The organism is Nocardia sp. NPDC004860, from assembly GCF_040609015.1.
GTDB lineage: Bacteria > Actinomycetota > Actinomycetes > Mycobacteriales > Mycobacteriaceae > Nocardia.
In genome coordinates, this window is record NZ_JBEXJI010000040.1 from 1 (window position 1) to 17,609 (window position 17,609).

A 17,609-nucleotide genomic window follows, 5' to 3' on the forward strand; every position below is an offset into this window, starting at 1 on the left:
CGCCCTGCTTCAGCAGGGCCGGGATGATCTTCGGCACCAATGCGACGCGTCGTTCGTCCGGGTTCGTCTCGCGAACCACTCCGACGCGCGCACCGCGGGGCGCAGCGGTCTGTGCGCTCTGCGTTGTGTCCACTAGTCAAACTTCCTTCTCGTGGTGAGCCCAGGTCACCCTCATGTCGGGGCCGCTTCACCGGTCCAACGGCGGGCCGAACTTACTCGGTAGTAAGTTCGTGAGAATTCTCGCAACTGTACCTGGTTCGGCGTGAGCGTAGCGGAGATGCCCGTCACATGGTGTGGCGAGAAAACCGGACAACTCCATGCTCGACCGGGGTTCGATCGGCGACAAGTGCGAAGAATTCCGCGTGCTACTCACCGGTAGGTGCGTTGCTGGTTGTGCCCGCATCGGGGGCGTGTAGGGGGTGTCGCACATCACTTGTACGCCGTAATGTCTGCATGGTGAGTGGCTGCATGTTCTGCCGGATCGTCGCGGGCGACGCACCCGCGGCCAAGATCTTCGAAGACGACACCCTGGTGGCGTTCCTGGACATCCGGCCGATCACCCGCGGGCACACCCTGGTGATCCCCAAGCGCCACGCCACCGATCTCGACGAACTCGACCCGGCCCTGGGCGCACAGCTTTTCGCCTTCGGTCATCGCCTGGCCAAGTCCATGCGCCGCGCCGGCCTCGCGGCCGACGGCGCCAACCTGCTGATCAATGACGGCAAGGCCGCCTTCCAGACCGTTCACCACGTGCACCTGCACGTGATCCCGCGCCACCACGGCGACACCCTGCGCTTCGCCAAGGGTTTCGTACTGCGCCGCCCGCACGACACCGAGCGGACCGCCGCGGCACTGCGCTCCGGGCTGGACCGGCTCGCCGACGAAGAAAGGGAGACCACCGCATGACCGACACGGTGCCGGACCGCGCCGAGATCACGGCCCTCTTGTCCGACCAGTGGGACGCCCTTACCCGGCTGGTGGACGGCCTGGACGAGAACCGCTGGCGCACGGCCTCACCACTGCCGGGCTGGACCGTGTTCGATGTGCTCGCCCATGTGATCGGCACCGAATCGATCCTGCTGGGCGAGCCGACCCCCGATCTCGCGGTGGCCGGCGAGCATATTCGCAACGACATCGGCGCGCTCAACGAGAAGTGGATCGACTCGCTGCGCCCGCTCGCCGGTTCGCAGCTGCTGGAACGGTTCCTGGACGTCACCGGTCGCCGGCTGAAGACGCTGGAGCAGACCACCGACGAGGCCTGGGCCGAACTCGTGCCCACTCCGGTGGGCATGGCCCCCTACGGCCGATTCATGCGGATCCGCCTGTTCGACTGCTGGATGCACGAGCACGATATCGCCGACGCGCTCGGTGTGGCCGTCGACGAGGGCGGCAGCCGGGGCGCGGCCGCGTTCACCGAACTGCTGACCGTGCTGGGCAAGGCCGCGGTCAAAGGCGCGGGCGCACCGGACGGTTCGCGTATCACGCTCGAGCTCACCGGTCCGGTGCCGCAGACACTGCACCTGGCTGTCGACGGCGGCCGGGCGAGCCTGGTGGAAACCCTCGACGCCCCGGCGGGTCTCGTGGTGACCATGGACTCCGGCCTGTTCGCCCGCCTGCGGGGCGGCCGCACCACCGCGGACGCGCACGCGGGGGAGATCACTCTCACCGGCGACACCGACCTCGGCGACCGCCTGGTCCGCAGCCTGGCCTTCACCATCTGACCCGTGCGACTGTTCCTGTCCAGCTACCGTTTCGGCGCGCACCAGCGGCGGCTGCTCGAACTGGCCGGCGATCCCGGACCGGTGGCGGTCATCGCCAATGCCTGTGATGCCTGGCCCTCGGCCTGGCAGGGTGCGGTCACCAGCGACCTGGTGCCGTTGCGCCGGCTGGGTTTCCGGCCCGATGTGCTGGATCTGCGCGACTACCTCGGCCGCCCGGCCGAGGTCGAGCAGCGGCTGCGCGAGTACCCGATGGTGTGGGTGCGCGGCGGCAACACCTTCGTGCTGCGCGCCCAATTCGCCCGCAGCGGAGCCGATCTCGCGCTGACGACGCTGCTCGCGGAGGACGCGCTGGTCTACGCGGGCTACAGCGCGGGCGCCTGCGTCATGACACCCGACCTGCACGGCATCGAAGCCATCGACGACCCGGACGAGGTCCGCACCGCCTGCGGCGTCGAACCACGCTGGGACGGACTGGGTCTGGTCGATCACCGCATCGTCCCGCACCTGGATTCCCCGACCGATCCCGAGGGGCTGTCCCGGAAGCTGGTGCGCGAGTACGCCTCCACGGGAATCCCGCACTGGGCCCTGACCGACGACCACGTCGTTGTCGTCGACGGGGCTCGCACCGAGGTGCTGACCTAGCGGTACCCGCATGGAAAAAGCCCGCGCACGCCGACGGCGTGCGCGGGCTTTTCTGCCCGACAGATGGTCAGTGCCCCTTGTGGCGGATGCCGTGGCCGAGAGCGACGGCTGCCGCACCGAACGCGCCGATGGCCAGCGTCGCGAAGCTGGCGACGTACGCGCCTTCGGTCGGGACCGCGGCGTGCGGGCCGAGGTGCAGGACGTGGGCGGTCAGGATGGAGCCCGTGATCGCGCCGGCGATCGAACCGCCGGCGGTGCGCACCAGCGAATTGATGCCCGAGGCGATACCGCTCTCGCTCATCGGCACGTGCTGCACGGCCAGGGTGCCCAGTGCCGCGTAGCCGATGCCGAAACCGGTGCCCTGCAGCACATTCGCCATGATCATGTCGAACTGGTGATCGTGCGAGACGGCCAGCCAGCCCATGGACAGACCGGCGAAGACCGCGCCGATGGCCAGGGTGTAGGCCGGACCGATCTTGGCGGAGATACGGCCGGTGTTGAAGGAGAAGAAGGTCATCAGCGCCGCGCTCGGGATGCCGTAGAGGCCGACCGAGAGCACGGTCCCGGACAGACCGTAGCCGACCTTGTCCGCCGGGGTCTGAATGAAGTTGGACACCAGCGAGAACGCGCCGAACATGGAGAAGCCGAGCAGAGCGGAGGCCACATTGGCCGACAGCGACTGCGGTCCGACCAGCAGCTGCAGGCGCACCAGCGGCTGTTCGACCTCGAGCTCCACGAACACCCAGATGGCGGCGAGCACCGCGGCGGCGGCGAACAGCGCGATGACCGAGCCGGAGCCCCAGCCCCAGCGCGGGCCCTCGCTGATGCCCAGCAGCAGGCAGACCAGCAGGGCGGCCAGCAGTGCGGCGCCGACGAAGTCGGGCTTGCCGCCGTGGCGGACGCCATTGTTCTTGGCGCTCACCTGGATCAGCACGGTGGCGATCACGCCCAGGCCCGCGGTCAGCCAGAAGACCGGGTGCGGGTTGGTGGTGTGGTCGGCGATGACGCCGGTGGCCAGCAGGCCGATGGTGCCGCCGACGCCCATGGTGCCGGACACGATTCCGATTGCGCTGACCAGTCTTTCGCGCGGGAAGGTGTCGCGGATGATGCCGATGGCGAGCGGGATCATGGCGGAGGAGATGCCCTGCAGGGCGCGGCCGACGATGTAGACCGGCAGCGAGGTGGCGAAGGCGCAGATGACCGAGCCCACGATGAGCACGCCCATCGCGACCATGACCATGGGCTTCTTGCCGTACATATCCCCGAAGCGGGAGAGCAACGGGGTGGCGACCGCACCGGAGAGCAGGGCGGCGGTGAACAGCCAGGTGACACCGGCGACGTCGGTGTGCAGCTGAGTGATGAAGCGCGGCAGTAGCGGAATCACGACGGTCTGCTGGAGTGACACGACCAGGCCGGCCGCGCACAGCGCGAGCAATGTCAGGCCGAGGTGGGCCTTCGAGTGGTCTGCGGGTTTGGTCCCGTCGACCTGACCGACAGCGGTCGTAGTCATGCAGCGATCCTTTGGTTTACTTACCAAAATTAAGTAAATGGGTTTCGTAAGATAACCACATGCCGCGACCGGAAGCCACTCACGCCAAACAAGTTGATGCAGCTCACATAGTGGAACTGGAGCGTGCGCTGGCCCGAGTCGCCTATCTGCTGACCCGGGTCCGCCGCCACGATCAAGCCATGGTGCAGTGCGGGCTCACCATGGATCGGGCCAGTGTCCCGCTGCTGCGGCTGCTCGCCGACGCCGGCGAACCCATGCGCCTGGGCGAGCTCGCCACCCGCCTCGATGTGGAGGCCCCGCACGTGAGCCGCCAGATCCAGCGCCTGGAGAAGGCGGGCTACGTCGAGCGCGTTCCCGACCCGGACGACCGTCGCGCGCAACGGGTCCGCCCCACCGCCTCCGGCCGGCGCGCCGTCGAAGCCGTGCGCCAGGTCCTGCGCGGCTGGATGGCCGAGGCCCTCACCGACTGGACCACCGAGGACCTCCAGGCGCTCTCGGTCCTCAACCACCGCATGGTGGACGCCTTCCTCGACCACGCCGAAGTCATCGGCGACCTCGGCGCGACCGCGCGAGACCGGCCCAGCCGCACCGCCTGACCCCGCGACTACCGGCCCGCGGGCGCTCGCGCGGGTGCGGCGACGGCGCGAGCGCCCCAGGCGCACAACAGCATTGCCACCAGCGGCACCGCCATCGCGGCGGTCAGCGGCATGGCCTTGTCGAGCCAGCCGATGATCGCGGGCCCGGCCAGCAAGCCCACATACCCGAGCCCGAACACTCGCGACATATCGGTGGCGGCGGTGCGCGAGCCCAGGTTCCCGGCGGCGGTGAACACCTGCGGCACGCCGCCGGACAGCCCGATGCCGCACAGCGTCCACCCCAGCAGCGTGAGCGGCAGCCACCCGGAGGCCACCACCAGTCCGAAACCGATGGCCGCCAGCAGCGTTCCCCAGCGCACGATGGCCACTCGCCCGAACCGCCCGCTCACCCGGTCCGTGCCGAACCGGCCGAGCGTCATGGCCAGCGAGAACCCGGTGAATGCCAGCGCCGCCGTCCCCGCCTCCACCCCGAGCCGCCCCTGTACCTGCAGCGCACTCCAATCCGCGGCCACCCCCTCCGCCATCAGCAGCGCGAACGCGATCAACCCGAGCGCCAGTACTTCGCGCCCGATCCGTGCGCCCGCCGGTGACCCCGGCCTCGGATGCCCGCCGTTCCGCCCAGCCGGGGCAATGGCGGCGGCGTCGGTGAGTCCGCGGGGCAGGGTCGATTCCGTCCCGGGCGTCACGGCGTCATCGACGGCGCCGCGAATGGGCAGGCCATCCGCGCGCGGGTCGAAGTGCTGGACCGCCGCGGGGTCGGTGCGGTTGCCTTCGGCCGCCGGCACATTCGGGACCGAGTGGGTCGCGGGGACGGTGGGCGGGAGCAGGTGCGGAATCGCGATGGCCACGCTGGCGAGGCCGAAGGCACTCGACAGGGCGAAGGTCGTGTGCAGCGGCCAGTGGGCGTGCTGGGTCGCCGCGCCGAAAGCGGAGCCGAGGAAGCCGCCGCAGGAGAAGAAGGCGTGGAAGGCCGACATGATGGGGCGGGCGTAGGCGCGCTCGATGTGGACGGCCTGGGCGTTCATGGAGACGTCGATCGCGCCGTTGGCGACACCGAAGGCGGCCAGGGCCAGTCCGAGGGTGAACGGGGAGGTGGCGTGGGCGGGGCCGAGCAGGGCCAAGGAGAGCACGGTGGCGGCGGTGGCGGTGAGGGTGCGGCTGCCGAGCCGGTCCGCCAAGGGTCCGGCGGCCTGCATACCCAGGATCGCGCAGGCCGCCATGAGCAGGATCAGCATGCCCAGGGTGGTGGGTGACACGCCGGTGCGCCCGGTGACGGCGGGGATGTGCACGATCCAGACGGCCGAGAGCATCCCATTGAGGCCGAACACCGCGAACAGCGCCAGGCGCGCCTTCCGGATCCGGGGAGCGGGCGTCGTAGCGGCCATCGGTACGACGCTACCGGGTGTGGTCCCGGCATCTCCCTGGTTTCCGCAACCCCTCGCGGCTTCGTCGGCGCTCGGGGCTGCGATCCGAATCATCTGCAGTACAACCTGTTTGATATCGAGTGTAGGCGGGGGCACCGACACGTTAGGCGCTCGCCGAGACCGCCCAGGCGCCCGAGCTCGCCACCTCGCGCACATACTCGGCGAAGTCGCGCGGCTCCCGGCCCAGCGCCCGCCGCACCCCGTCGGACAGGTGCGCATTCCGCCCGTCGAGCACCGTGCCGAACAGGTAGTCCAGCAGGCTGATCTCCTCGCCGGGCACCCCGTAGGAGGTCAGCGCGGCCACGAAATCGGTTCGGGTGAGCGGAACGTAGGCGATCTCCCGCCCGGCCGCCGCGCCGATCTCCGCCACCGCCTCGGCGAAGGTGAGCGCGCGCGGGCCGGTCAGCTCGTACACCTGTCCGGCGTGCCGGTCGTCGAGCAGCGCCGCCACCGCCACCTCGGCGATATCGTCCGCGTGCACGAACGGCTCCGGCACGTCCCCGGCGGGCAGCGCGACCTCACCGGCCAGGATGAAATCGGCGAACGCGCCCTCGCTGAAGTTCTGCGCGAACCAGGCGCACCGCACCACGGTCCACCCCAGGCCCGAATCCCGCACGATGGCTTCGCATTCCAGCGCCTCGGGCTCGCCGCGACCGGACAGCAGCACCAGCGTGCGCACGCCGGCGGCGACCGCCTGATCGCAGAACGCCTTGATATCCGCGGGCGCGCCCGGAACCGCCAGATCCGGCTGGTAGGCCAGGTACACGGCATCCACTCCCGCCAGGGCCGCCGCCCAGGTGCCGCGGTCGGTCCAGTCGAACGGGATTGCGGCCGTACGCGAACCGGCCCGCACCGGCACGCCGCGCGCGCCCAGCAGGGCGGCCACCCGATGCCCGGTCTTACCGGTCGCACCGAGCACGAGAACGGTGTTTGCGCTGTTCGAGGTGTTTTCGATGATCATGTATCGAGTACACAGGGATTCGGCGAGCACGAACATGGTTGAGAAGCGCACGGGCATTTGCCATCGTCTTCGGTATGGATGCGTTGGCCAGTCTGCTCGAAGGACCACGCGCGCGAGCCGCATTCGTGATGCGCTCGTCGGTCGACCCGCCCTGGTCCCTGCGCATCCGCGACGAGGCCCCGCTGACCGTGGTGGCGGTGGTGCGCGGCGGCGGCTGGGTGACACCGGAGCCCAAGGGCGGCAAGCCGACTCCGCCGCGACAGCTGCGCACCGGCGATATCGCCATCTTCCGGGGACCCGACCACTATGTCGTCGCCGACGACCCGGCCACGCCGCCGCAGGTGCTCATCGAACCCGGCAATATCACCACCACCATGGAGGGTGAAGTGCTGTGCGAGGCACTGAGTCTGGGAGTGCGGAGCTGGGGCACCAGCGTCGACGCCGAGACCGTGCTGGTCACCGGCACCTACGAGCACGAGTCGGCGGCCAGCCGCCGCCTGCTGCGGGCGCTGCCGCCGGTCGCGGTGCTCGGCCGCGGCGAAGTCGATGCCCGGGTGCTGGATCTGCTGGTCGACGAGGCCGCCAAGGACCTGCCCGCCCAGGGCGTCATGCTGGATCGACTATTGGATCTGCTGCTCATCGCCGCCCTGCGCGCCTGGTTCTCCCGTTCCGACGCGCCCGCCTGGTATCACGCCTACGGCGATCCGCTGGTCGGCCGGGCATTGCGCCTGATGCAGCACAACCCGGCCCACCCGTGGACGGTGGCGTCGCTGGCCGCCGAGGTCGGCGTCTCCCGGGCCGCCCTGGCCCGCCGGTTCACCGAGCTGGTCGGCGAGCCGCCGATGGCCTTCCTCACCGACTGGCGGCTGGCCCTGGCCGCCGACCTGCTGCACGAATCCGACGCCACCCTGGAATCCATTGCCCGCCGGGTCGGCTACGGCAGCGCCTTCGCCCTGTCCACCGCCTTCAAACGCCACTACGGCATCAGCCCCCGGGACCACCGTGCCACCCCTGACGAACGCTCCGCCTGACGAACAGCCCTCCAGGACCAAGCGGATAGAGTTTGTTCTCGGCATGCCCTCACTCGAAGGTTCGCGGCCGTCTCGATTCTGGACTGACCGGAGCGGGGGAGCGCAGCGGAGGAGCGGAGGGAGGGAAGAATCGAGACTTCAGGGCCGCGAACCCGCCCGGAGCGAAGCGGAGGGCAAAATGAAACAGAGCTACCCGGTGCTCTGGCCGGTGCCGACGCGCTGGGCCGACAACGACCACTACGGTCACGTCAACAACGTGACGTACTACTCGTACTTCGATACCGCGGTGAATGCCTGGCTGATCAGCGCCACCGGCACCGATATCCGTGACCTGCACGCCATCGGCGTGGTGGCGCAGACCTCCTGCACGTTCCTCGGCTCGCTCAGCTTCCCGGACATGCTGCGGGTGGGCATCCGGGTCGCGCGGCTGGGCAACTCCAGCATCAACTACGAGCTGGCCGTCTTCCGCGACGCCGGCGACAGCCTGGAGCTGGCCGCCACCGGCACCTTCACCCACGTCTACGTGGACGAGCAGACCCGCAAGCCGGTGCCGATCCCCGCGGTCATCCGCGCGGCGGCCGAGCCGCTGGTGGTCACCGCGGCCGCGGAGGGCTAGACCCGGCCGAGCAGGGTCAGCGGATCCTCCAGCAGGGCCGCGATGCTCGCCAGGAAGCGCGAGCCCAGTTCGCCGTCGATCATGCGGTGATCGAAGCTGAGCCCCAGGCTGGTCACCCAGCGCACGGCCAGTTCGTCGCGATGGACCCACGGGCGCTTGCGGATGGAGCCCAGGCACAGGATGGCCGCCTCGCCCGGATTCACCAGCGGCACACCGGTATCCACGCCGAAGACGCCGACATTGGTGATGGTGAAGGTGCCGCCGGTCAGGTCGGCGGGCGTGGCGGTGCCGCTCCGTGCCTTGCCGGCCACCCCGGCGATCTCCAGGCACAGATCGCGCAGCGTGAACCCCTGCGCGTCCTTGAGATTCGGCACCAGCAGCCCGCGTTCGGTCGCGACCGCGATGCCCAGATTCACGTAATGCTTGGTGACGACCTCCTGATTGGGTTCGTCCCAGGCCGCATTGATCTCGGGGAACTCGAGCAGCGCCGCCAGCGTCGCCCGCGCCACCAGCGCCAGCGGAGTCAGGGTCAGGCCGGTGAAGCTGGGTGTGGCCCGCAGGTGCTCGAGCAGCTCCATGGACGCGGTGAAATCCGCGGTCACGAAGGCGCTGGCCTGGGGAATGTGCTGGGCGCTGGCCACCATGGCGGCGGCGGTGCGCTTGCGGATTCCACTGATGGGCGTGCGGGTTTCGCGTTCGGCCGGGGCGGAGCGTCCGGCCGCCGGATGCATGGGCAGCACCTCCGGCGCGGCATGTGGTGTCGGCAGGGCGCTGAGGGTGGCGGGCGGCGGCGGGGTGTGGATCGGAATGTGGCCCGTCCCAAGGGCTTCGGGCCGCATCCCGTACAGGTCCTCCGCGGTGACCGCGCCCTGCGGCCCGGTCCCGATCACCGCCCCCAGATCGATCCCGATCTCACGGGCCAGTTTCCGGGCGGCGGGGGTGGCGGCGGGCCGTCCGGCCGGGGCCGAGCTGCCGAGTCCCTCGGGGCCGTCCGAGCCCATCGCGCGCCGGTTCGAAACGGTCGGTGCGTCAGTCGTTTTCGCGGCGGCCCGGGCGGCGCGGCGGGACACCGGCTCGCTGTCGGGGCCGTAGCCGACCAGCACCGATCGCCGTTCTGCGGGGGGCTGCGCGCCGGTCTCACCGCTCGTCTCCGCACCGGCGCTCGGCGCCGCGGCGGCACCGGTCCGCACCGCCACGCCGATCCGGATGAGCGGCGCGCCGACCGGCACGGTGTCGCCCGGTTCCGCCAGTAGTTCCAGCACCCGGCCCGCGTACGGGCTCGGTAGCGCCACCTGCGCCTTGGCGGTCTCGACCTCGGCGATGATCTGGTTCAGGTCCACGGTGTCGCCGACCGCGACGGACCACGACACCAATTCCGCGTCGGTCAATCCCTCTCCGAGATCGGGCAAACGGAATTCCATGACCTGCTGCTGATCTTCCACCGGGCTTCCTCCGTGGCTTGACCGTTAGGCGGCGAGCGAGCGATCGACCGCGGCGAGAATGCGATCGGGGTCGGGCAGGTGGTGCCGCTCGAGTTTAGCCGGGGGATAGGGGATGTCGAAGCCACCGACGCGCAATACCGGTGATTCCAGATGGTAGAAGCAGCGTTCCGTGATCCGCGCCGCGATTTCGGCTCCCAGCCCGGCGAATACGGGCGCCTCGTGGACCACGATGAGCCGTCCGGTTTTCCGCACCGAGGTTTCGATGGTGTCGAAATCGATCGGGGACAGGCTGCGCAGATCGATCACCTCGATCGAATGTCCCTCCGACGCCGCGATATCGGCGGCGGTGAGCGCGGTGGCGACGGTGCCGCCGTAGGCCACGATGGTGGCGTCCTCCCCGCTGGCGCAGACCTGGGCCTGGTCCATCGCGGGTCCGCCATCCTGGTCCAGCCGGTCGAAATCCACCTCGGCCTTGTCCCAGTACCGGCGCTTGGGTTCGAAGAAGATCACCGGATCGTCGAGGGCAATGGCCTGGCGGATCATCAGATACGCGTCCGCCGGATTGCTCGGCGAGACCACCCGCAATCCCGCGGTGTGCGCGAAATACGCCTCCGGTGATTCCGAGTGATGCTCGACCGAGCCGATGCCGCCGCCGAACGGAATGCGAATGGTGATGGGCGCGATCACCTTTCCGCGCGTGCGGGAGTGGATTTTCGCGACCTGCGAGACGATCTGGTCGAAGGCCGGATACACGAATCCGTCGAACTGGATTTCACAGACCGGCCGAAATCCGCGCAATGCCATTCCGAAAGCCGTTCCCACTATTCCGGATTCGGCGAGCGGCGTATCGATGACGCGGTTGTTGCCGAAATCCTTCTGCAGCGTGTCGGTGACCCGGAAGACCCCGCCCAGCCGCCCGATGTCCTCACCCATCAGCAGGACCTTCGGGTCGTCCTCCAGTGCGCGGCGCAGCCCGTGGTTGATGGCTCCCGCGAAGGTGGTCTTCATCGCCCCACTCCCTCCAGATAGGCGGCGTACTCGCGGCGTTCCTCCTCGATCAGCCGATGCGGTGTGGCGTACACGTGGTCGAACAGCTCCGCGGGTTCCGGATCGGGCATGGTGAGGGTGGCGGTGCGCAGCCGGTGCGCCACCTCGTCGGCGCGTTCGGCGACCGAGGTCTCGAAGTCGGTGTCCCACAGCTCTTCTCGTTCGAGCAAGCGCCGCAGGCGGTCGATGGGATCGCGCTGCTGCCAGATCTCGAGTTCGGCGGCGGTGCGGTAGCGGGTGGGGTCGTCGGCGGTGGTGTGCGGGCCCATCCGGTAGGTGATGGCCTCGATGAAGCTCGGCCCGCCGCCGGCCCGTGCGCGCAGCAGCGCCTGCCGGGTCACGGCCAGCACCGCGAGGGCGTCGTTGCCGTCCACCTGCACGCCGGGAATGCCGTAGCCGAGGGCGCGCCGCGCGATCGGGGTGGCGCTCTGTATCCGGACCGGCGCGCTGATCGCCCAGTGATTGTTCTGGCAGAAGAACACCACCGGGACACTCCAGCCGGCCGCGAATCCGAGTGCCTCGGCGATATCGCCCTGACTGGTCGCACCGTCGCCGAAGTAGGCGATGGTGGCGATCTCGGCGCCTTCGAGGTGCGCGGCGTAGGCGTAGCCGGTGGCGTGTAAACCGTGCGCCCCCACCACGATCGAGGGATTGGTCATTTTCACCGCGTCGGCGTCCCAGCAGGAGTGGGCGGCGCCGCGCCACAGCCGGGTGAGGTCCTCGGGCGGGACGCCGCGGCAGTAGGCGACGCCCGCCTCCCGATAGCTGCAGAACACGTAGTCGTCGGGGGCGAGCGCGTGGGCCGAACCGATCTGCGCGCCCTCCTGGCCCAGCAGTGGCGGCCACAGTCCGAGCTGGCCCTGCCGTTGCAGGGCGGTGGCCTCGGTGTCGATGCGCCGGGCCACCGCCATGTCGGTGTACATGGCTCGGAGCCGGGTGCCGTCGATATCGGCGACGAGCGGGGCGTGTCCGCGATCCAGTACGCGACGACCGTCTGGCTGTACGAGCTGCACCGGGTAGGTGTTCTTCTCGGGCATGGATATCGCCTCCTGACACCGGGTTACACCGTTGTCGCCCGGGGATTGTGTCCCGTGAGCAACCGATGCGTGTCCTGTACCACACAGCATCCTCCGTTGAGCGATGTGTGCAAGCATGGCGCGCCCAACTGTGCAGAATGCTCGGTCGATGGCCGGTCCCGGGTGTCATACTGATCCCCATGAGCAGCAGGGAGCCCCTTTCTGCCCCTCTGGACGCCACCGATGCCCGGCTGTTGCTGGAGCTGGTGGCCAACCCGCGCGCGACCGGTGTCGAATTGGCCGCTCGCCTGGGTCTCTCGCGCAATACCGTGCAGGCCAGGCTGGCTCGATGGGAGGCGAGCGGGGTGCTGGCCAGCTTCGAACGCCGCGTCGATCCCCGGGTGCTGGGTTATCCACTGGCAGCCTTCGTGGCGGTGGTCGTGGATCAGCATCGGCTCGACTCGGTGGTTGCCGAGCTGGCCGAGATTCCGGAGGTCACCGAGGTCTGCGGCATGACCGGGCCGACCGATCTGACGGTCCGGGTGGTCGCCGCCGACGCCGATGATCTGTACCGCCTGACCGGCAGCATTCTGAAGATCCCGGGGGTGGAGCGCACCAATATGGCGCTGGTGATGCGCTCGCTGGTCGGGCCGCGCGTCACGCCGCTGCTGGAGCGGCTGGCACTGCAGAACGGGTCCGGGGGTCACCCGCAGGATGCCGACCGGTTCTGACTGTTTTGGTGAATTTCAGTCCAGTTTCGGGGGATTGGCCGCTGACCTCGGGGTGACTGGACCGCGACGATGACCCGATGAGCACCAGCGTCACCAGCACTCCGGAGGTCGGGAGTCCGCGCACGGCCGGGATCGGGCAGCCGATCGGGGCCGGAATCGTCACCGCGCTCGTCGGATTCACCAGCTCGTTCGCGGTGGTGCTGGCGGGCCTGACCGCCATGGGGGCGACCTCGGCGCAGGCGGCGTCCGGGCTGCTGGCGGTCTGCGTGACCCAGGCGGTCGGCATGATCGTGCTGAGCCGGCGGTACCGGATGCCGATCACACTGGCCTGGTCCACCCCGGGCGCGGCATTGCTGGCCAGTACGGGCGCGGTGCCCGGCGGCTGGGCGGCCGCCGTGGGCGCGTTCGCGGTGGCGGGCGGACTCATTGTGCTGACCGGTTTCTGGCAGCGGCTGGGCGCGCTCATCGCGGCGATTCCGGTGGAGATCGCGCAGGCCATGCTGGCCGGAGTGCTGCTGCCCATGTGCCTGGCGCCGGTGAAGGCGCTGCCGGTGAGCCCGGCGGTGGTGGTGCCGGTCATCGCGACCTGGCTTGTGCTGCAACGCTTCGCGCCGCGCTGGTCGGTGCTGGCCGCCTTCGCGGTCGCGGCCGTCGGCGCGGGTGTCGACATCACCGTCACCCATCGCCGCATGGACCTGTCGGCCATGGTGCCGCGGGTGGAATGGACTGTGCCGCACTGGAGTTGGCAGGCGGTGATCGGGGTCGCGGTGCCGCTCTACATCGTGACCATGGCCGCCCAGAACATTCCGGGTACGGCGGTCATGAAGACCTTCGGCTATCAGGTGCCGTGGCGGGCGGCCATGACGGTCACGGGCCTGGGCACCATGCTCGGCGCGCCCGCGGGCGGGCACGCCATCAACCTGGCGGCCATCAGTGCCGCGCTCTCCGCCGCGCCGTCCGCGCATCCGGATCCGAGGCGCCGGTGGATCGCCGCGTTCACCGCGGGCTGCACGTACCTGGTGCTCGCACTGGCCTCGGGTGCGCTGGTGATGCTGGTGGCTGCGGCGCCGAAGGGCGTGCTGGAAACCGTTGCGGGCCTTGCCCTCATCGCCACGCTGGCGGGTGCGCTGACCGCTGCGTTGACGCCCGCCGCCCACCGTTCCGCGGCCGCGCTCACCTTCCTGGTGGCCGCGTCCGGAATCTCGTTGCTCGGCATCGGCGCGGCCTTCTGGGCGCTGGTCGCGGGCCTGCTGGCGCGCTGGTTCCTGCCCCCGTCGAAATAGCGGGCCGGGCAGGCTGCGTGGCGCGGCCGGCGGTGGCTAGGGTGGGGTGGTTCGGCTTCAACGGGCGATGAATCGGCGAAGAGGAGTTGGCTTGAGTTCGGTGCTGATTTCGGTTGCGGAGCTTGCGGACCTGCTGGGCCAGAGCGGCGGCCATGTGCGATTGCTGGACGTCCGGTGGGCGCTCGGAGATCCGGACGGACCGCAGCATTATCTGGACGGCCATATTCCGGGCGCGATATTCGTCGACCTGGAAACCGAACTCGCCGATCCGCCCTCCGCCGCCAAGGGCCGCCACCCCATGCCGGACCTGGCGCACCTGCAGAAGTGCGCGCGCAGCTGGGGCGTGTCCGACGGGGACATGGTGGTCGTCTACGACGCCACCGGCGGCATGGCCGCCGCGCGGGCCTGGTGGCTGCTGCGCTGGGGCGGCGTGGCCGATGTACGCATTCTCGACGGCGGACTGCCGGCGTGGGAGCAGGCCGGGGGCAAGATCGTCACCGGTGACGAAACCGCCCCGCCGCCGGGCAGCGTGGTCCTGTCCCCGGACAATATGCCGACCATCGACGCCGATGGCGCGGCCGGCTGGCCGGGCCTGCTGCTGGATGCCCGCGCGGGCGAGCGCTACCGCGGCGAGGTGGAACCTGTGGACCCGCGCGCCGGGCACATTCCGGGAGCGGTGAGTGCGCCGACCGCCGAGAACCTCACGGCCGCCGGGCAATTCAAGTCGCTCCCCGAATTGCGTTCCCGTTTCGAGGGATTCGGTTCCGGGCCGGTCGCGGTGTACTGCGGTTCCGGCGTCACGGCCGCCCATCAGGTCGCGGCGCTGGCCATCGCCGGCATCGACGCCGCGCTCTATCCCGGCTCCTGGTCGCAGTGGTCCAACGACCCCAAGCGGCCGGCCGCCATCGGCGCCGAACCGGCCTGATCAGCCGGGTTTGACGGCGGTGAGGATGCCGGTCGCGAACGGGCCGGTGCGGAATTCGACTGCCGTGAAACCGATGTCGGTGAGCACGTCGCGGTAGCGGCGGATGTCGACCGCCGACAGCGGATCCCCGGCCCCGTCGCCGTCGTGGGAGTGCCCCTGGCCGCCGGCGCGGTGCGCGGCCAGCTGGGCCATGGCCCGAACGGCGAGCCCGCGCAGGCCCGAGGTCGGATGGGTGTCGGCGAGCAGCAGGCGGCCGCCCGGGCGCAGGACGCGGAAGACGCCCGCCAGGGCGGTCTTTCGCTCGGATTCGGCGATGTGGTGCATGGCGAAGGTCGAGGTCGCCACATCGAACGAGGCGTCCGGGTAGGGCAGCGACTGGGCCGCGCCGAGGTCGAAGCTGCAGTTGGGGGCGGCGTGGGCGGTCGCGTAGGCGATCATCTGCGCAGACGGGTCCACGCCGATCGCCCGGCCGTCCGGTCCGGCCTGCCGGGCCAGCTCATTGGCCAGCCGCCCAGGGCCGCAACCGAGATCGAGAGCGTGATCGCCCGGGCGGATGCCGCTGGTCGTGGCGAAGTACCGCGCCAGGCTGCCCGCTCGGCCCAGGAAGTAGACATCGGTGAGCAACTGATAGCGGCGCGGCCAGGTGATGAGGGCCCCGACGGGCCGGGATTCGATATCGGACACTTGCTCGTGCTGGGTCATGTGATCAATCATCGAAGGATGAGAAATCCCAGGCCAGACGCAGTTTCTGGGGATGTGTACGATTCCGGACAGTCGGACGGAATCCGTCCGGGAACGGCCCCGGAGGCCGGGACCATGAGGCCGGAGGCCGACCGCCGCGTCCGCCGCACCCGCACGGCGCTGCACCGGGCGCTCATCGAGCTCATGCTGGACCGGCCCTATGCCCGGATCACGGTGCAGGACATCATCGATCGCGCCGATGTCGGCCGCTCCACCTTCTACGCGCACTACCGCGACAAGGACGATCTGCTGCTGGTCAGCTGTATCGAGCATGTGCGGGGCGAGATTTCGGCGCAGCTGGCCTGCTATCCGGGAGAGCCGCCGCCGCTGGCCCCCGTCGAGATCCTGTTCAAGCTGGTCGCGGCGCATCCGGACGTGTACCGGCCACTGGTCCGGCAGCGGGCGAACACCATTGTGCTGCGGTCGATCCGGCAGATGTACGCCGAACTGCTGACCGAGCACCTGGGCCCGCGGCTCGGGCCGGACCCCGTCGCGGCGGGCGTGGCCGTCACATTTCTGTCCTGGGGTCTATACGGATTGCTCGAATCGGTCATGGATCCGCGCCAGGAACTCACCGCCGATCAGGCCTACCGGCACTTCGCCACGCTATGGGCAGCCGCGGGCGACCCGCGCCAGGGCGTCCCGGTCGGCGGCGGTGACCGGTAGCCCGTACCGGTTCGCGGCCATCAGATACTTACCCGCGTAGAAGCAGCGGTTCGCGCGAGCGGGCGGCAGCCAGTCGCCGGGCGTGCGATCGCCCTTGTCCTCGTTGGTCTTTCCGTCCACCGCGAGCAGGTTGTAGTCGACATCGTTGGCGAAGCGCACGCGCCGCGGCAGCGGCCATCCGGCCGCGCCCAGATCCCAGGCGGCCGCCAGCGGATACACGTGATCGATCTGCACGGACATGGCCGCGCCCCGATCGAAGGCGATGCGCTGCCCGGTATAGGGATCGTCGAGCGACCCGGCCACCACCACGCAATCGTTCCCGGGCCGGAAGATCACCCGGGTGAGCTGCCTGGCCAGCACGGTATTGCGGCTGTCGCACCCGTCGTGACCGCCGGGCCCATCGTGATCATCGGTCCACGCCGGTCCGAACACGCAGCCCTGGCCGCTGCCGCAACCACGTTCGTAACCGCCCGGACGCGGCCGGGCGGGCACCGTGCGGATACCCGCGAGCAGCCGTTCGAGCTGGACGCGGGTGGGGCTACCCGGCGCCGGGGTCACCTGCCCGAGGGACTCGCACCCAAGGACCACGAGCAGGACGACCACGGCGCCGAGCAGCCGGAGCAGGAAGGTTCCGCCCGTGAGCCACACGGCAATACGTGTACCGCACCAGCCGATCGGTGCGTGCCGTCACGCGGACTTCGCACTCCCGTTGGGCTTACTAGAGCCAGGCGTGCGCGAGGATGTCGTCCGCGGCGGTTTCGGAGAGCTGCGGCGGAAAGCGGGTTGCCGCAATGGAATCCACACGCGCGCCATCGTGGCCGATGACCCACGAGCCGCCCCGCTCCTCGCATTCGGCGATCTTGGCGAAAACGGTGAGCAGGAACGTGATGGAGTCGCGCGGGTCCGCGGTGCGGGCGAGGCGCTGCGACTCGCCGGGCCGGGACAGATCCAGCCACACCCCGGACTGCCCGTCCAGGCGCATCCCCACGATCTTGCTCGTGTCCACGAAGGTGAATTTCCGCCGTTCCCACTGTGTCGTGGGGGTGAAGCTCTGCTCGAGCACTTGGAGCAGAATCGTCATCGTCACGGCCTCCCTACGGTCTCGAAAGTGCCACGGCTCCGGATTGAGTCGCGGTGGATTGTCGGGTGCGCCCCGCGCGGCTGCCGTCCGGGCACGACAATGTAGTGCAGCGGACACAGCGGACACCGACGCGTGCGGTGACCTGCGGATTTATCCAGTATGTTCCGTATCCGATC

General features: G+C 69.8%; 19 protein-coding genes and 1 pseudogene. 10 read left to right on the forward strand and 10 right to left on the reverse strand.

Features of this window, described 5'->3' with window-relative positions; genetic code table 11:
• Window positions 1–133 (reverse strand): annotated as a pseudogene (locus tag ABZV44_RS41240) (NAD(P)(+) transhydrogenase (Re/Si-specific) subunit alpha); the annotation flags it as partial.
• A 323-nt stretch (window positions 134–456) separates the two neighbouring features.
• Here ABZV44_RS41240 and ABZV44_RS41245 point away from each other — a divergent pair.
• Genes ABZV44_RS41245 through ABZV44_RS41255 form a run of 3 tightly spaced genes read left to right on the forward strand, consistent with a single transcriptional unit; the run spans window position 457 to window position 2,363 of the window.
• Complete coding sequence (locus tag ABZV44_RS41245; protein WP_354849392.1) at window positions 457–906, forward strand: HIT family protein; 450 nt, start codon at window positions 457–459, stop codon at window positions 904–906.
• Window positions 903–1,721 (forward strand): maleylpyruvate isomerase family mycothiol-dependent enzyme, encoded by an 819-nt coding sequence (locus tag ABZV44_RS41250; RefSeq protein WP_354849395.1) that lies wholly within the window; start codon window positions 903–905, stop codon window positions 1,719–1,721. The genes ABZV44_RS41245 and ABZV44_RS41250 overlap by 4 nt, the downstream gene beginning before the upstream one ends.
• Before the next feature lie 3 nt (window positions 1,722–1,724).
• A complete protein-coding gene (locus tag ABZV44_RS41255) occupies window positions 1,725–2,363 on the forward strand; it encodes a Type 1 glutamine amidotransferase-like domain-containing protein (protein WP_354849398.1) in 639 nt (212 codons plus the stop codon).
• 67 nt (window positions 2,364–2,430) lie between these two features.
• Here the strand turns inward: ABZV44_RS41255 and ABZV44_RS41260 are convergent, their stop codons facing one another.
• The gene (locus ABZV44_RS41260; protein WP_354849400.1) at window positions 2,431–3,873 is read right to left on the reverse strand and encodes an MFS transporter; all 1,443 of its coding nucleotides are present in this window, start codon (window positions 3,871–3,873) and stop codon (window positions 2,431–2,433) included.
• Window positions 3,874–3,932: 59 nt separating this feature from the next.
• Here ABZV44_RS41260 and ABZV44_RS41265 point away from each other — a divergent pair, with 59 nt between their 5' ends.
• Window positions 3,933–4,469, forward strand: a complete 537-nt coding sequence (locus ABZV44_RS41265) for a MarR family transcriptional regulator (protein ID WP_354849403.1) — start codon at window positions 3,933–3,935, stop codon at window positions 4,467–4,469.
• Between the two features lie 8 nt (window positions 4,470–4,477).
• Here ABZV44_RS41265 and ABZV44_RS41270 read toward each other — a convergent pair whose 3' ends face one another.
• Window positions 4,478–5,854 (reverse strand): MFS transporter, encoded by a 1,377-nt coding sequence (locus ABZV44_RS41270; RefSeq protein ID WP_354849405.1) that lies wholly within the window; start codon window positions 5,852–5,854, stop codon window positions 4,478–4,480.
• Window positions 5,855–5,996: 142 nt separating this feature from the next.
• Window positions 5,997–6,854, reverse strand: coding sequence for an NAD(P)H-binding protein (locus ABZV44_RS41275; RefSeq protein ID WP_354849408.1), 858 nt, complete (start codon window positions 6,852–6,854; stop codon window positions 5,997–5,999).
• Window positions 6,855–6,928: 74 nt separating this feature from the next.
• Here ABZV44_RS41275 and ABZV44_RS41280 point away from each other — a divergent pair, with 74 nt between their 5' ends.
• Window positions 6,929–7,885: an AraC family transcriptional regulator gene (locus ABZV44_RS41280; protein ID WP_354849411.1), complete on the forward strand. Its 957-nt coding sequence runs from the start codon at window positions 6,929–6,931 to the stop codon at window positions 7,883–7,885.
• Between the two features lie 178 nt (window positions 7,886–8,063).
• Window positions 8,064–8,501, forward strand: a complete 438-nt coding sequence (locus tag ABZV44_RS41285) for a thioesterase family protein (RefSeq protein WP_354849414.1) — start codon at window positions 8,064–8,066, stop codon at window positions 8,499–8,501.
• Here ABZV44_RS41285 and ABZV44_RS41290 read toward each other — a convergent pair.
• From ABZV44_RS41290 to pdhA, 3 genes are read right to left on the reverse strand one after another with little or no spacing between them, the layout of a single operon-like run.
• Window positions 8,498–9,922, reverse strand: a complete 1,425-nt coding sequence (locus tag ABZV44_RS41290) for a dihydrolipoamide acetyltransferase family protein (RefSeq protein ID WP_354849568.1) — start codon at window positions 9,920–9,922, stop codon at window positions 8,498–8,500. The genes ABZV44_RS41285 and ABZV44_RS41290 overlap by 4 nt on opposite strands.
• Window positions 9,923–9,967: 45 nt before the next feature.
• Window positions 9,968–10,951: an alpha-ketoacid dehydrogenase subunit beta gene (locus ABZV44_RS41295; protein ID WP_354849417.1), complete on the reverse strand. Its 984-nt coding sequence runs from the start codon at window positions 10,949–10,951 to the stop codon at window positions 9,968–9,970.
• Complete coding sequence (gene pdhA, locus ABZV44_RS41300; RefSeq protein ID WP_354849420.1) at window positions 10,948–12,027, reverse strand: pyruvate dehydrogenase (acetyl-transferring) E1 component subunit alpha; 1,080 nt, start codon at window positions 12,025–12,027, stop codon at window positions 10,948–10,950. The genes ABZV44_RS41295 and pdhA overlap by 4 nt, the downstream gene beginning before the upstream one ends.
• Window positions 12,028–12,206: 179 nt before the next feature.
• Here pdhA and ABZV44_RS41305 point away from each other — a divergent pair, with 179 nt between their 5' ends.
• The 3 genes from ABZV44_RS41305 to ABZV44_RS41315 all read left to right on the forward strand — a co-directional run bounded on the left by ABZV44_RS41305 (window position 12,207) and on the right by ABZV44_RS41315 (window position 14,945).
• A complete protein-coding gene (locus tag ABZV44_RS41305; RefSeq protein ID WP_354849423.1) occupies window positions 12,207–12,737 on the forward strand; it encodes an Lrp/AsnC family transcriptional regulator in 531 nt (176 codons plus the stop codon).
• Between the two features lie 77 nt (window positions 12,738–12,814).
• Entirely contained in the window at window positions 12,815–14,020 is a 1,206-nt protein-coding gene (locus ABZV44_RS41310; RefSeq protein WP_354849426.1) for a benzoate/H(+) symporter BenE family transporter, read from the forward strand.
• A gap of 103 nt (window positions 14,021–14,123) precedes the next feature.
• On the forward strand, window positions 14,124–14,945 hold the full coding sequence (locus tag ABZV44_RS41315) for a sulfurtransferase (protein WP_354849571.1): 822 nt from the start codon (window positions 14,124–14,126) through the stop codon (window positions 14,943–14,945).
• Here the strand turns inward: ABZV44_RS41315 and ABZV44_RS41320 are convergent, their stop codons facing one another.
• Entirely contained in the window at window positions 14,946–15,647 is a 702-nt protein-coding gene (locus tag ABZV44_RS41320; protein ID WP_354849429.1) for a methyltransferase domain-containing protein, read from the reverse strand.
• A gap of 114 nt (window positions 15,648–15,761) precedes the next feature.
• On the opposite strand from ABZV44_RS41320, the gene ABZV44_RS41325 reads away from it, so the two are divergent.
• Complete coding sequence (locus ABZV44_RS41325) at window positions 15,762–16,352, forward strand: TetR/AcrR family transcriptional regulator (RefSeq protein WP_354849432.1); 591 nt, start codon at window positions 15,762–15,764, stop codon at window positions 16,350–16,352.
• On the opposite strand, the gene ABZV44_RS41330 is transcribed toward ABZV44_RS41325, so the two are convergent.
• Both ABZV44_RS41330 and ABZV44_RS41335 read right to left on the reverse strand, forming a co-directional pair.
• Entirely contained in the window at window positions 16,293–16,955 is a 663-nt protein-coding gene (locus ABZV44_RS41330) for an HNH endonuclease family protein (protein WP_354849574.1), read from the reverse strand. The two genes, ABZV44_RS41325 and ABZV44_RS41330, sit on opposite strands and share 60 nt — an antisense overlap.
• A gap of 115 nt (window positions 16,956–17,070) precedes the next feature.
• Window positions 17,071–17,433: a hypothetical protein gene (locus ABZV44_RS41335; RefSeq protein ID WP_354849435.1), complete on the reverse strand. Its 363-nt coding sequence runs from the start codon at window positions 17,431–17,433 to the stop codon at window positions 17,071–17,073.
• Window positions 17,434–17,609 lie beyond the last annotated feature (176 nt).